The 13866-nt window shown below is 49.3% G+C and carries 13 protein-coding genes; all 13 read left to right on the top strand.

Annotated elements, in window-relative coordinates; genetic code table 11:
- Positions 1-93 precede the first annotated feature (93 nt).
- The 13 genes from NYE28_RS18245 to NYE28_RS18185 all read left to right on the top strand — a co-directional run bounded on the left by NYE28_RS18245 (position 94) and on the right by NYE28_RS18185 (position 13797).
- Complete coding sequence (locus tag NYE28_RS18245) at positions 94-1266, top strand: ATP phosphoribosyltransferase regulatory subunit (RefSeq protein ID WP_007407436.1); 1173 nt, start codon at positions 94-96, stop codon at positions 1264-1266.
- Complete coding sequence (gene hisG, locus NYE28_RS18240) at positions 1259-1900, top strand: ATP phosphoribosyltransferase (RefSeq protein WP_012118547.1); 642 nt, start codon at positions 1259-1261, stop codon at positions 1898-1900. The genes NYE28_RS18245 and hisG overlap by 8 nt, the downstream gene beginning before the upstream one ends.
- Entirely contained in the window at positions 1897-3210 is a 1314-nt protein-coding gene (hisD, locus tag NYE28_RS18235; RefSeq protein ID WP_136396644.1) for a histidinol dehydrogenase, read from the top strand. Before hisG ends, hisD begins: the two co-directional genes overlap by 4 nt.
- Positions 3176-3760, top strand: coding sequence for an imidazoleglycerol-phosphate dehydratase HisB (gene hisB / locus NYE28_RS18230; RefSeq protein WP_015240671.1), 585 nt, complete (start codon positions 3176-3178; stop codon positions 3758-3760). Before hisD ends, hisB begins: the two co-directional genes overlap by 35 nt.
- A complete protein-coding gene (gene hisH / locus NYE28_RS18225; RefSeq protein ID WP_099567118.1) occupies positions 3761-4399 on the top strand; it encodes an imidazole glycerol phosphate synthase subunit HisH in 639 nt (212 codons plus the stop codon). It abuts the gene before it with no gap.
- Complete coding sequence (gene hisA, locus NYE28_RS18220; protein ID WP_020956401.1) at positions 4396-5133, top strand: 1-(5-phosphoribosyl)-5-[(5-phosphoribosylamino)methylideneamino]imidazole-4-carboxamide isomerase; 738 nt, start codon at positions 4396-4398, stop codon at positions 5131-5133. Before hisH ends, hisA begins: the two co-directional genes overlap by 4 nt.
- Entirely contained in the window at positions 5130-5888 is a 759-nt protein-coding gene (hisF, locus tag NYE28_RS18215; RefSeq protein ID WP_099567117.1) for an imidazole glycerol phosphate synthase subunit HisF, read from the top strand. The genes hisA and hisF overlap by 4 nt, the downstream gene beginning before the upstream one ends.
- Entirely contained in the window at positions 5885-6505 is a 621-nt protein-coding gene (gene hisIE / locus NYE28_RS18210; protein WP_032876234.1) for a bifunctional phosphoribosyl-AMP cyclohydrolase/phosphoribosyl-ATP diphosphatase HisIE, read from the top strand. The genes hisF and hisIE overlap by 4 nt, the downstream gene beginning before the upstream one ends.
- Positions 6506-6716: 211 nt before the next feature.
- Positions 6717-8486 (top strand): ABC transporter ATP-binding protein, encoded by a 1770-nt coding sequence (locus NYE28_RS18205; RefSeq protein ID WP_168984800.1) that lies wholly within the window; start codon positions 6717-6719, stop codon positions 8484-8486.
- Positions 8487-8681: 195 nt separating this feature from the next.
- Complete coding sequence (locus NYE28_RS18200) at positions 8682-9359, top strand: response regulator transcription factor (RefSeq protein WP_012118540.1); 678 nt, start codon at positions 8682-8684, stop codon at positions 9357-9359.
- Complete coding sequence (locus NYE28_RS18195) at positions 9356-10417, top strand: HAMP domain-containing sensor histidine kinase (RefSeq protein WP_007614006.1); 1062 nt, start codon at positions 9356-9358, stop codon at positions 10415-10417. Before NYE28_RS18200 ends, NYE28_RS18195 begins: the two co-directional genes overlap by 4 nt.
- A gap of 115 nt (positions 10418-10532) precedes the next feature.
- Complete coding sequence (locus NYE28_RS18190) at positions 10533-11987, top strand: tetratricopeptide repeat protein (protein ID WP_341123152.1); 1455 nt, start codon at positions 10533-10535, stop codon at positions 11985-11987.
- A gap of 397 nt (positions 11988-12384) precedes the next feature.
- Entirely contained in the window at positions 12385-13797 is a 1413-nt protein-coding gene (locus NYE28_RS18185) for an NlpC/P60 family protein (protein WP_012118537.1), read from the top strand.
- Positions 13798-13866: the final 69 nt, after the last annotated feature.

Here is a 13866-nt window from a genome sequence, read left to right as displayed (position 1 = left end):
CAATTCATTCTTTTATCTGCTAACATATTATCATATTAGCGAACTAAAGGATTCGGAATTTTCCTTCAGACAAAGCGGAGGTGTAAAAGGCAAATGTTTATGTTTGAGAAACCGCATGGCATGAGAGATACGCTGCCCGGTTTATACGAAGCCAAGAAAAAAGTCCGTTCCACACTGACGGATTTAATTGATAAATGGGGTTATCAGTTTATGGAGACGCCGACCCTTGAATTTTATGAAACAGTAGGCGTCCAGTCAGCCATTGAAGAACAGCAGCTGTTTAAGCTTCTCGATCAGGACGGAAAAACGCTTGTGCTTCGGCCTGATATGACCGGACCGATTGCCAGGGTGGCGGCGTCTAAGCTGCACAAACACAATCATCCGCTCAGAGCGGGGTACGCGGCAAGCGTCTATCGCGCTCAGGAGCGGGAAGGCGGACGTCCGGCAGAATTCGAACAGGTCGGCGCGGAGCTGATCGGCGACGGATCAACAAGCGCGGACGCCGAGGTGATTGCGCTGGCGGCCGGCGCTTTGAAAAACGCGGGATTGCACCGGTTTAAAATCGCGATCGGCCATGCCGGACTCGCTGATGAGCTGTTTGTCGAGGTTCTGGGCAATGCTGAGCGGGCGGATGTTCTGCGGCGCTTTCTCTTTGAAAAGAATTACGTGGGATACAGGGAACATGTCAAATCGCTTCCGCTTTCTTCAATAGACAAAAGCCGGCTGCTCGCACTTCTGGAATTGCGAGGCGGGAAAGAGATATGCGCCAAAGCGGAGGAGATCATCGGCATCTCCGGACAAAGCTTGATTCAGGAGCTGGAAGACCTGTGGGACATTCTTGAGGATTACGGATGTGCCGAGCATATTCGCCTTGATCTGAATATGGTAAGCCATATGAGTTATTACACGGGAATTTTATTCGAAGTGTATGCGGCAAATGTCGGTTTTGTCATCGGAAGCGGCGGACGCTATAACAATCTTCTCGGCCATTTCGGCAGTCCCGCTCCCGCCACGGGTTTCGGGCTCCGTATCGACAGGCTGATTGAAGCGCTCGGCATCCAGGAAGAAACTAGTGAAGCGGACGCCGTGATTTTCAGCAAGGAGCAGCGGGCGCAGGCCATTTTATTCGCGGAGGAAGAAAGGGCGAGAGGCAGAAAAGTCGTCCTGCAGGATCTGGCGGGCATTGAAAATATCGATCATATGACAAAATCATTTGCAAACGTCACATACTTTATCGGTGCCAGAAAGGAAGAGCAGAATGGGTAAGGTACTCACAATGGCAATGCCAAAAGGACGGATATTCGAAGAAGCGGCCGGGTTGCTGCGGCAGGCCGGGTACAGGCTGCCCGAGGAGTTTGAAGAATCGAGAAAGCTGATCATTGACGTTCCTGAAGAAAATCTCCGCTTTATTCTGGCAAAGCCGATGGATGTGACGACTTATGTCGAGCATGGCGTCGCTGATGCCGGTATTGCCGGAAAGGATGTCATGCTTGAGGAAGAGCGTGACGTGTATGAGGTGCTCGATCTGAAAATCAGCAAATGCCATCTCGCCGTTGCGGGGCTTCCCGGAGCGGATTGGAACGGAGTCGCCCCGAGGATTGCGACGAAATATCCGAATGTTGCGTCAAGTTATTTCAGAGAGCAGGGCGAGCAGGTGGAAATCATTAAGCTGAACGGTTCCATTGAATTGGCGCCTTTAATCGGGCTTGCTGACAGAATCGTAGATATCGTATCAACCGGGCGGACATTAAAAGAAAACGGTCTCGTTGAATCAGAACATATTTGTGACATCACATCGCGTTTTATCGTCAATCCGGTCAGCTACCGTATGAAGGATGATGTAATTGACGAAATGGCGGCCAGGCTGGCCAGGGTTGTGGAAGGAGAAACGGCACAATGAAAATAACCGCAGTAAATAGAAGCGAGCGGTTCTCACTGAAGCGTTCCATCGACAGCGGAACCGAAGAGCAGCGGAAAACCGTCAGGGGGATTATTGGAGACGTCAGACAAAACGGTGACAAAGCCGTTTTGGCCTATACAAAAACATTTGACGGCATCAGCCTGAACCAAATGGCCGTGAGTGCAGAGGAAGTCACCGAGGCGTACCGTCTGCTTGATGATCAGCTGCTGGAAGTGATCAGACAGGCGATTGCCAATATTAAAGAATATCACGAACGCCAGCTGCAATCCTCGTGGTTTTACCATCGCAAAGACGGCTCGATGCTCGGGCAGAAAATAACGGCGCTCGATTCCGCGGGCGTATACGTGCCAGGCGGGACGGCCGCTTATCCGTCTTCCGTTTTAATGAATGTCATCCCCGCTCTCGCTGCGGGAGTGGAACGGATCGTTCTCGTCAGTCCTCCGGGAAAAGACGGCCGCCTTTCGCCGGGCGTTCTGGCGGCGGCGTCTGAGCTCGGCATAAAGGAAATTTACAAAGCGGGAGGCGCGCAGGCGATTGCCGCGCTCGCTTACGGAACCGAAACGATACAGCCTGTTGATAAGATCACGGGCCCCGGCAATATATTTGTAGCACTCGCGAAGCGCGAAGTCTTCGGCGTTGTGGATATTGACATGATTGCCGGGCCCAGTGAAATCGTGGTCCTGGCAGACGATACGGCGGTGCCCAAAGAAGTCGCTGCTGACCTGCTTTCACAGGCCGAACACGATACGCTCAGCTCAAGCGTGCTTGTCACCGACTCACGGAAGCTTGCCGAAGCCGTATCAGATGAGGTGGATAAACAGCTTCAGACCCTGCCGCGCAAAGAAATCGCCGAAGCGTCGATCAAGGATCACGGCCGCATTTATATCGCGGAATCGATGGAAGATGCAGTGGACACGGTGAATGCGCTGGCGCCCGAGCATTTAGAAATCATGACGCATTCGCCGGAGGCTTTGCTTGGAAGCATCAGACACGCGGGGGCGATTTTCTTAGGGCGATACAGCGCTGAACCGGTCGGCGATTATTTTGCCGGACCGAATCACGTTTTGCCGACAAACGGAACGGCGCGGTTTTCAAGCCCGTTGAATGTAACAGATTTTCAAAAGAAATCGAGCATCATCTCATACAGCCGGAAGGCATTTGAAACGCACGCGGACAGCATTTCCGCCTTCGCGAGACTGGAAGGGCTTGAAGCGCACGCAAGATCGATTGAAGCGAGAAACGGAGGAATGACCGATGAGAAAAGCGGAACGCGCCAGAACAACAAATGAGACCGATATTAAGCTGGCTTTCGAAATAGACGGAGAAGGAAAAGCCGACATCAGCACGGATGTGCCGTTTATGACTCATATGCTTGATTTGTTCACAAAGCACGGGCAATTCAATTTAACTGTTGACGCAAAAGGCGATACGGAGATAGATGATCACCACACGACTGAAGACATCGGCATCTGCTTAGGGCAGGCTTTTTTGGAGGCGCTCGGTGATAAAAAAGGGATCAAACGGTACGGATCAGCGCTAGTACCGATGGACGAAGCGCTCGCCCAAGTCGCCGTAGACCTGAGCAACCGGCCGCACCTTGAGATGCGCGGTGCATTTCCGCAAGCGAAAGTCGGAACGTTTGATACCGAGCTGGTACATGAATTCCTATGGAAACTGGCGCTGGAAGCGAGAATGAATCTGCACGTCATCGTTCATTACGGCACGAATACGCATCATATGATAGAAGCCGTATTTAAGGCGCTTGGCAGAGCGCTTGATGAAGCGTCATCCATTGATCCGCGCGTCAAGGGTGTGCCGTCTACGAAAGGAATGCTGTAAATGATCGGTGTAATTGATTACGGTATGGGCAATTTATTCAGCGTGTCGAAGGCGCTGGAACGCGTCGGCGTCCCGTATGTCGTATCAGACCGGCCGGAAGAGCTTGAAAAAGCGGATGCTTTTATTCTCCCCGGTGTCGGATCATTCAGTGACGCCATGGACAATTTACGCAGCGCAAAGCTTGATCAATTCATACACCGTATGGTTGACGAGGGTAAGCTGCTCCTCGGCATCTGCCTCGGCATGCAGCTCATTTTCGAAGAAAGCACCGAAAACGGCTCTGCAAAAGGACTCGGTTTATTAGCCGGAAAAGCTGTGAGACTCAAAGACAGAGATGCCGAAGGAAACAAGCTGAAGGTGCCGCATATGGGCTGGAACCGGCTGACGTTTCACCAAACGTCTCCTTTGCTTTCGGAAGCGGAAGAAGGCTTCGTTTACTTTGTCCATTCCTATTATATAGACGGGATGGAAGACGGCGATCTTCTGGCAAGCGCTGAGCACGGCGTTCGTGTTCCGGCCGTCGTCGGGAAACGCAATGTCTTCGGTGCACAGTTCCACCCGGAAAAAAGCGGTACGGCCGGAATGGCGATCTTAACGCAATTTACAAAAATGGCAGCGGAACAGAAGGTGAAGAAATGAACGCTTTTACATTATATCCGGCAATCGATATGAGAAACGGCAAATGCGTCCGCCTCATCCAAGGCGATTACGGCAAGGAAACGATATACGGTGACTCTCCTTTAGACATGGCGGCGCAATTTGCAAACGAAGGTGCCGAATGGATTCATCTCGTGGACCTTGACGGCGCGAAAGCAGGCAGGAAAGTAAACGACAGGCATGTTCTTGACATTGCGCGGCAGCTTGATGCCAAAGTCGAGATCGGCGGCGGGATCCGTTCTGAAGCGGATGTGTACGGTTATTTATCACAAGGTGTTGATCGCGTTATTCTCGGCAGCTCGGCCGTTTCCGATCCGGCATTTGTGAAGAGCATGCTGAAACAATACGGCGGCAAAATCGCGATCGGTCTTGATGCAAGGAACGGATATGTCTCGACGGAAGGCTGGCTGGAAACATCCTCGGTAAGAGCGGCCGATCTGGGCCGTGAATTGGCGGCCGAAGGAGCGGAAACCTTCATTTTCACGGATATTGCAACTGACGGCATGCTGTCAGGACCGAACATCGAAAGCACCGTTCAGCTCGCAAAAGCAACGGGAAAAACCGTCATCGCTTCAGGCGGAGTCAGCTCAGTCGCCGACCTCAAAGCACTGGCCCGCTTCAAAGACGCCGGCGTATCGGGAGCGATTATCGGAAAAGCGCTGTATACAAAACAATTTACATTGGCTGAAGCGCTCAGCGGGGTGAAGGACGCATGATCACGAAACGAATCATTCCGTGTCTCGATGTGAAAGAAGGCCGCGTCGTCAAAGGCATTCAATTTCTCGGGCTGAAAGATGCGGGCGATCCTGTCGAGCTGGCCGAAGCTTACGACAGGGAGGGCGCTGACGAACTTGTTTTTCTCGACATTTCCGCCTCTCACGAAGGCCGCAAGACGATGACAGACGTCGTAGAACAGGTTGCGGCAAAACTGGCGATTCCGTTTACGGTCGGCGGCGGAATTAATCAATTAAGCGATATGAAACGAATGCTTCGCGCCGGCGCTGATAAAGTATCCGTTAATACAGCGGCCGTTCTCCGCCCCGAGCTGATTACGGAAGGAGCGGATTTTTTCGGCTCGCAATGCATCGTAGCGGCGATTGACGCAAAGTATGACGAAGATTCGAATTGCTATAAAGTGTACACACACGGCGGCAGACAGAAAACCGAGTGGGAAGTCACGGCCTGGGCAAAAGAAGCCGTCAGCCGGGGAGCGGGTGAAATCCTGCTGACAAGCATGGACGCAGACGGTGAGAAAACAGGCTTTAATCATACGCTCACACAGCTTGTCACACGTGCCGTCCCGGTGCCCGTCATTGCGTCAGGGGGAGCCGGCAGCGCGCGCCATATGCTTGAAGCCTTCACGATCGGTGAAGCGGACGCCGCGCTTGCAGCTTCCATTTTTCATTACAAAGAGACATCTATAAAAGAAGTGAAAGATTATATGAAGAAACACGGGGTGAATGTGAGATGAAACGGGCAGATGAACTGCGGTTTGACGAGGCCGGACTGATTCCCGCCATCGTGCAGGATGCGGCAAGCAAAGAAGTACTGACACTGGCTTATATGAATCGTGAATCCTACGAAAAAACGATAGAAACGAAAGAAACCTGGTTTTACAGCCGTTCACGCGGGGAGCTGTGGCATAAAGGAGCGACGTCGGGGAATACCCAAAAGGTGAAAGCCATCCGCTATGATTGCGATCAAGATGCCCTCATCGTGCTTGCGGAGCCCTCAGGACCCGCATGCCATAAGGGAAGTTACAGCTGCTTTTCTCCGGAAAAAGCGGACGCGCAGGACCGTTTCGGCATCTTAAATGAACTGGAAAGCGTAATCGCCAAACGGCAGGCGGAGATGCCTGACGGAGCCTACACAACGTATCTGTTTCGGGAAGGCGTCGATAAAATCCTCAAAAAAGTCGGCGAAGAAGCCGCAGAGGTTATTATCGCCGCGAAAAACCGCGACCATGAAGAATTAAAATGGGAAGCGGCGGATTTACTGTATCATTTGCTCGTTCTTCTGCGTGAGCAGTCGCTTCCTTTGGACGATGTGCTTGACGTCCTTGCGAAACGCCATTCAGCATCTGAGTAAAACAAACCTCACGGAGAGATCCGTGAGGTTTTTAATCTGTCAAACTTAAACATTCAATTAAATATTCCTTATTTCCGCAACCGGAGGCAGATGAATTTGATAATATTGACTAATAGAGTTTATTTTGGTTTTTATCAAAAATATACGTTTTGTTCATATTCCGTTCATGCACATCCGTTATAGTATAAACAGTGATATAGGAGGAAAACATATGCCGAATAAACAACCAAAACCTAAAGGGAAATTCAGCTCATTCTTTTCATTAGTCAAAAAAACAAAACCATCATACGGTATGCTGGCCTTCGCGCTGTCTCTCAGTATTGTGACAACGCTCGTCAGCCTGCTGATTCCGCTGTTGACAAAGCAGCTCGTTGACGGCTTTTCCATGTCGTCGCTGTCAGGCGTGCAAATCGGAATCATCGCAGCCGTGTTTATCGTACAGGCCGCATTAAGCGCCTACGCCACCTACGCCCTGAACTACAGCGGCCAGAAAATCATCTCGGGACTGCGTGATTTGTTGTGGCAGAAATTAATTAAACTGCCCGTCTCTTATTTTGACAAAAACGCCACGGGAGAAACGATCAGCCGTGTCACCAATGACACAATGGTGGTAAAAGAGCTGATCACAAACAATATCAGCGGATTTATTACCGGAATCATTTCCGTTATCGGGTCACTGACGATCTTATTTTTCATGAACTGGAAGCTCACATTGCTCGTGCTGATCGTCGTGCCGCTGGCTGCGGTGATTTTAGTGCCGATCGGCCGGAAAATGTTTAAAATTTCTCGGGAAACACAGGATGAAACGGCGAGATTCACCGGATTATTAAACCACATCCTCCCGGAAATCAGGCTTGTAAAAGCGTCAAACGCTGAAGAAGCGGAGTACGGACGCGGAAAAGCAGGCATCATGGCGCTCTTTAAACTCGGGCTGCGTGAAGCGAAGGTGCAGTCGCTCGTAGGCCCCCTTATTACACTTGTATTAATGGCGGCGCTGGTCGCTGTCATCGGGTACGGCGGGATGCAGGTGTCATCCGGTGAACTGACAGCCGGCGCACTCGTTGCCTTTATCCTGTATTTGTTTCAGATCATTATGCCGATGGGCCAGATCACTTCATTTTTCACACAGCTTCAAAAATCCGTCGGCGCAACGGAACGGATGATTCATATTCTTGCAGAAAAAGAAGAAGATATCCAAACCGGAAAAGCCATTGAAAATGCGGATCAGCCGATTAAACTTGAACAAGTCTCATTCGGCTACAAAACAGATCAAACCATCTTAAAAGACATTACTGCAACCATTGAAGCCGGCAAAGTCACCGCGATCGTCGGACCGAGCGGCGGCGGAAAAACAACGTTATTTAAGCTGCTTGAACGATTCTACAATCCGACTGCGGGCAGCATCCTGCTCGGAAATGAACCGATTGATGCGTATTCCCTTGAGTCATGGCGGGAGCATATCGGCTACGTGTCGCAAGAAAGCCCGTTAATGTCAGGCACCATCCGCGAGAATATCTGCTACGGATTAAAACGCGAGGTGACTGATGAGGAACTGAGGCAAGCGGCTGACATGGCCTACGCCCTGCAATTTATTGAAGACTTACCGAAGAAATTTGAAACAGAGGTCGGTGAGCGGGGAATTATGCTGTCAGGCGGACAGCGCCAGCGCATCGCCATTGCCAGAGCGCTCCTTCGCAACCCGAGCATTCTGATGCTTGATGAAGCGACATCAAGTCTGGACAGCCAATCTGAAAAATGGGTGCAGCAGGCGCTCGAAGTCTTAATGAAAGGCCGCACCACGATTGTGATCGCCCACCGTTTATCCACGGTTGTGGATGCAGATCAGCTTCTCTTTGTCGAACAGGGTGAAATCACCGGACGGGGCACACACCATGAATTAATGGCATCCCATTCGCTGTACCGCGATTTTGCGGAGCAGCAGCTGAAGCTGAATGCCGACTTAGAAAACAAAGCTGTGTAAAGCAAGACTTTATGAATAAAAAGCAGCTGAAAAAGCTGCTTTTTATTTTGCAGCCGGAGTCCTGTTCATACGGGTGTACGGTCGGTGAAGAACCAAGCCATAAGCATGTATGCCGGTACAGGAGACAATGAAAAAATTCGGTTTATAGACATCATGTCGATTCATGAAAAGAAAAAAGCAGAAGGAGGGATTTTCATGGCTGTCATATTGGTTGCGGATGATGACCGCCATATCCGTGAGCTTGTCCGCCTTATGATGGAGCAGAGCGGTTTTGACGTCGCAGAAGCGGAGGACGGGGAAGCGGCGGTGCGGCTGATCGAATCAGCACCTATAGATCTCATCATACTGGATGTGATGATGCCGAAAATGGACGGGTTTGAAGTCAGTGAAGCCGTCCGCAGCTTTACGGACATTCCGATTTTGATGCTGACGGCAAAAGGCGAAACGCTGGACAAAGTGCAAGGTTTTACTTCAGGAGCGGATGATTATCTCGTCAAACCGTTTGAGCCGCTTGAGCTGGAAGCAAGGGTCAAAGCATTGCTGAAACGGTACCGGATCACCGCTGAAAAACTGCTGACCATCGGAACGGTCACATTAGATAAGCAATCCCGCACCGTAACGCGCGGCGGCGGAGCGGGATTGACATTGCCCCGGCGTGAATTTGAGCTTTTATTTAAGCTCGCCGGTTATCCGAATAAGACGTTTTCAAGAGAACAATTAATAGAAGATATTTGGGGCTTTGATTATGAAGGTGACGAGCGTACCGTTGATGTGCATATTAAAAGGCTGAGAGAACGGTTTCCGGAAAAAGACTATCCGTTTGCCATCCATACGGTGCGGGGGCTCGGGTATCGGTTTGTGGTGACAGGATGAAACGGATCTTCAGAACGGCTGGGAAAATCATCATCCTTCTCACTGTCACCGCATTCTTATGGCTGGCGGCTCACCTGATTGTTCAGGGATTCGGTCTCATATGGCCGATTTTGCTTGTGCCGTACGCCGAGCAGATTCTGACGCTTTGGCTTGTTTTCGGCCTGCTGTTCGTAACGATGTTTATTTTTTCAAAGTCAGCACGTGAAAGGCATCATGCGATCTGGGATTCGCTGACCGCCACGATCAAGCAAATGTCGAGCGGCAACTTCACAGCGGCCGCTTCCCGGAAAATGGAGAAGATTGAGCGGAACCATCCCGTGACGAAATTGGCTGATGAACTGTCGACACTCGCCGCGGAACTGAGTGAAATGGAAAAACTGAAACAAGAATTTATTTCGAACGTTTCCCATGAAATCCAAACCCCGCTCACTTCATTAAAGGGCTACGCGCACCTTCTGAAAAAACCGGATTTATCATATGAGGAGCGGGGGCGCTACTTACACATCATCGAAACAGAAACAGAACGATTATCAAAAATCAGTGAAAATCTGCTGAAGCTCACTGCGCTCGAACGCCAAACCGAACCGATACAAAAAAAACCGTTCCGCATTGACAAACAGCTGCGGCGCACCATATTGACCTGTGAGCCTGAATGGTCCGCCAAACAGATTGAGTTTCTCATTGATTTACAGGAGTCGTATGTGTACGGAGATGAAGCGCTGCTCAGCCAAGTATGGATGAATCTGATTCACAATGCCGTAAAATTTACCGGTGAAGGCGGCCGCATTTCCGTTAAAATTGCAGATCTGCCGGGAGCGGCGGCTGTCGAAATCGCCGACGACGGAATCGGAATGGAGCCTGAACAGGCGGAGCGTGTATTTGAACGGTTTTATAAAGCGGACAAGGCGAGAAACGAAGGAGGAAGCGGGCTCGGCCTGTCCATCGCCCAAAAAATCGCAGAGCTGCACGGCGGTTCGATAGAGGTTGAGAGCAAGCGCGGCGAAGGAACCCTTTTCCGTGTCATTCTTCCAGCCGAGCCTCGTGAAAAAAACAGCTAAAATCTGGTCGAACCAGCCAGTAAAAAACGAAGCCGATCCTGTCTTTTGAACTATTGAGGTGAAACCGTTTTATGGTATACTACTGACGGTAATACGTATAAAACGGAGGATATTTGTGGGAAAACACACTTCTGAACAGAAAAAGCACGCGCAAATTGTCCAGCTGCTTCAGGATGGACAATATTTTTTTCATAAAGGCTTAAAAGCATATAAAGAGCGGAATTTAAAGCGGGCCAGCAAACTGATTCAGCGGGCCGTCCACCTCGAGCCGAATGATTCCGAAATGCTGTCCCGGCTGGCCGTCATTTATTCTGAAATGGGCCACTACCAGCAGTCAAATGAGCTGTTCGACTTTATTTTGGTGAACCTGAAAGAAGAAATGCCCGAGTGTCATTATTTTAAAGCGAATAATTTCGCGCATTTGGGGCTCTTTCAGGAAGCATACAAAGAAGCGGCGGCTTATTCAGATGCCGATCCGGACGGGGAATTCAGCGAAGAGATTGAAAATCTGATGGAGCTATTGGATTTCGGCGAAGCGGGTGAAAACGAATCGCTCTATGACCAGGATGAGCTGCTGATCAGGCAGGATCGGGCAAAAGCGCTTCTTGAGAGCGGCCAGCTTCATGAAGCGGTTGTCATGCTTGAAGAGATTACGGCCGATTACCCCGAGCTTTGGTCTGCATACAACAACCTGGCGCTCGCTTACTTTTACTCAGGCAATGTCACAAAAGCGAAACAAACGGTATTCGAAGTGCTTGAGAAAAATGAAGGCAATCTCCATGCCCTGTGCAACCTCCTTGTATTCTGCTATTACGAGAGGGAAGATGAAAAAGTCGGAGAATTGAGCGGAAAACTCGCCAATGTGTATCCGATTTTATTCGAACAGCGCTATAAGCTGGGGGCGACGCTTGCGCTTGTCGGCAGACATGATCTCGGTTATAAATGGCTCCGTTCTCTTTACAAAAGCGGATTCGAAGGCGACGAAACGTTTTATTACTGGCTGGCCGCCTCAGCCTACGGGACAGGCCGCATAGAATTTGCGGAAACCATTTGGAAAAAGGCCGAAGCCGAATTTCCCGAATCAGACCGGCCCGCGCCTTGGGCGGAGCGGCAGGAACCGCTGCCTGCTTCACTTGAACAGCGGCTTGCCGCCTATTATATCAGCAGCGCTGAAGGAGAGCGGAACCAGCTTGAAAAAGTTCTGACGGCAAAACGCGCCGTTTCACCGTTTGAACAAGATTTCGTCAGCCTGCTGCTTTCCGGTGAAAAAGGCGTTTCAGGCGTCTCCGGTGATGCGCTGTTCACGTATCGGACGGTCAAGCTTCTGGAGAAAGCGGAAGCCGACAGTTTAAAAACTGACGTCATGAGCTGCTGGGTTTTTCACGTCATTCAGCACATCCGCGCCGCCGCTGCCGTACAGAATGAGCGGGCATGGGCCGCAGCCATCGCATATGTATGGAAAGAAGCAAACGGCGAAAAAACGACGAAAAAAGAAACGGCCGCCGTTTTCGGTATAACCCCGGCAACACTTTCGAAATACATCAGACAAATAGATGATATATTAGAATAAAACCGATTCTTTCTATATAAAGAGTCGGTTCTTTTTTTATCAGAAAGGGGCAAAACAGAACTTTACCGCCGAAAAAAGAGGTATTCATACGTATTTTTTTGCTTTTCGAATATGAAATCAGGCCGTAATCACCGTTTATTTTGCAAAATATGAGATTTGCAATCACATTGAAATATAACTGTAATAAAAATTGTCGAAACATGATGGTATAATGAGTCTCGTACATAAGAGATTAGTTTATTTTACATGTGCTGTATAATCTATACCAATTTAAAAGATTTAAAGATTCATACATAAAAATCATCAGCCTCACGGGTATGTGAGGGAGCGTAACTTTGATGTTCATAATAGAATTCCAAATGAGAACAGGTTTAAAGTAAAAGGGAGGAAAGAAAAAGTGAAAAAGAGTTTATTAACACTTGGTTTGGCTTCCGTCATCGGGACAAGCAGTTTTTTGATCCCGTTTACAAAAACTGCATCGGCGGAAACATTAGACAGCAAAAAAGCGAAAATTGAAAGCAAGCAATCTGAGGTGGCTTCAAGCCTTGAAGCAAAAGAAAGAGAATTGTCTAAGCTTCAGGACAAGCAGGCTAAGATTGAAAAAGAACTGAAAGACATTAACGCTAAAGCGTTGGATACAAGCAATAAAATTGAAGATAAAAAAGCTGAAAACGAAAAAACGAAAAAGCAGATCGCTGATTTGAAAAAAGAAATCAAAGAAACAGAAGCGCGTATTGAAAAACGCAATGAAATCCTAAAAAAACGCGTTCGTTCTTTACAGGAAAACGGCGGTTCTCAAGGATACATAGATGTTCTTTTAGGGGCGACAAGCTTCGGAGACTTCATTTCCCGTGCGACTGCGGTATCTTCTATCGTTGATGCGGATAAAGACCTGATCAAACAGCAGGAGCAGGATAAAGCGAAACTCGAAGACGCAGAAGCTGAACTTAACGTGAAGCTGAAAAAAGTTCAAGATGATCTTGCGAAACTCGAGTCTATGCAAAAAGACCTGAACAAACAGCTTGATCAGAAAGACAAGCTTTTCGACGAAGCGAAAAACGGCCAGAAAAAAGCGGCTTCCGCTATCTCTGATCTGAAAAAAGAAGCATCAAAGCTTGCAAACGAAAAAGCTGACACTGAAAAAGAACAGAAGCGCATTAAAGCTGAGCAGGCTGCAGCGGCTGCCCTGATCAAAAAACAGGAAGAAGCGCAAAAAGCTTCTGAAGACCAAAACCAAAAAGATGACAGCCAGCCGGCACCGGCGGTTAAAACTGTGAAAAAAGCGGCTGTTTCAACATCATCTGATTCATCTGACAGCTCAAGCAAACCGAAGAGCACTTCAGGCGGATCATCTCATAACAGCGGCGGTTCAGATGATTCTGACGGCGGATCTGTTATTTCAAATTCAGGCGGTATTGAAGGCGCCATCAGCGTAGGATCAAGCCTTGTGGGTCAATCCCCGTACAAGTTCGGCGGCGGACGCACTCAATCCGATATTGACAACCGTATTTTTGACTGCTCTTCATTCGTACGCTGGGCTTATGCTAACGCAGGCGTTAATCTCGGACCTGCAAGCGGCACAAACACAGATACATTAATCGGAAGAGGTAAGGCAGTAAGCGCGTCTGACATGAAACGCGGAGACTTAGTATTCTTCAACACGTATAAAACAAACGGCCACGTCGGCATCTACTTAGGTAACGGAACGTTCCTGAACGATAATACATCACACGGTGTATCCATTGATTCTATGAGCAACCCTTACTGGAAGAAAGCATTCAACGGCAATGTAAGACGTGTCGTGCAATAATGAATAAGACAAGGGCCTTCTATCCCGGAAGGCTCTTTCTTTATTTGTATACCCGCTCAGGAGCTGCCT

The organism is Bacillus sp. FSL R5-0443 (assembly GCF_038608285.1).
Classification (GTDB): domain Bacteria; phylum Bacillota; class Bacilli; order Bacillales; family Bacillaceae; genus Bacillus; species Bacillus velezensis.
This window is presented reverse-complemented; position numbering and strand designations above follow the sequence as displayed.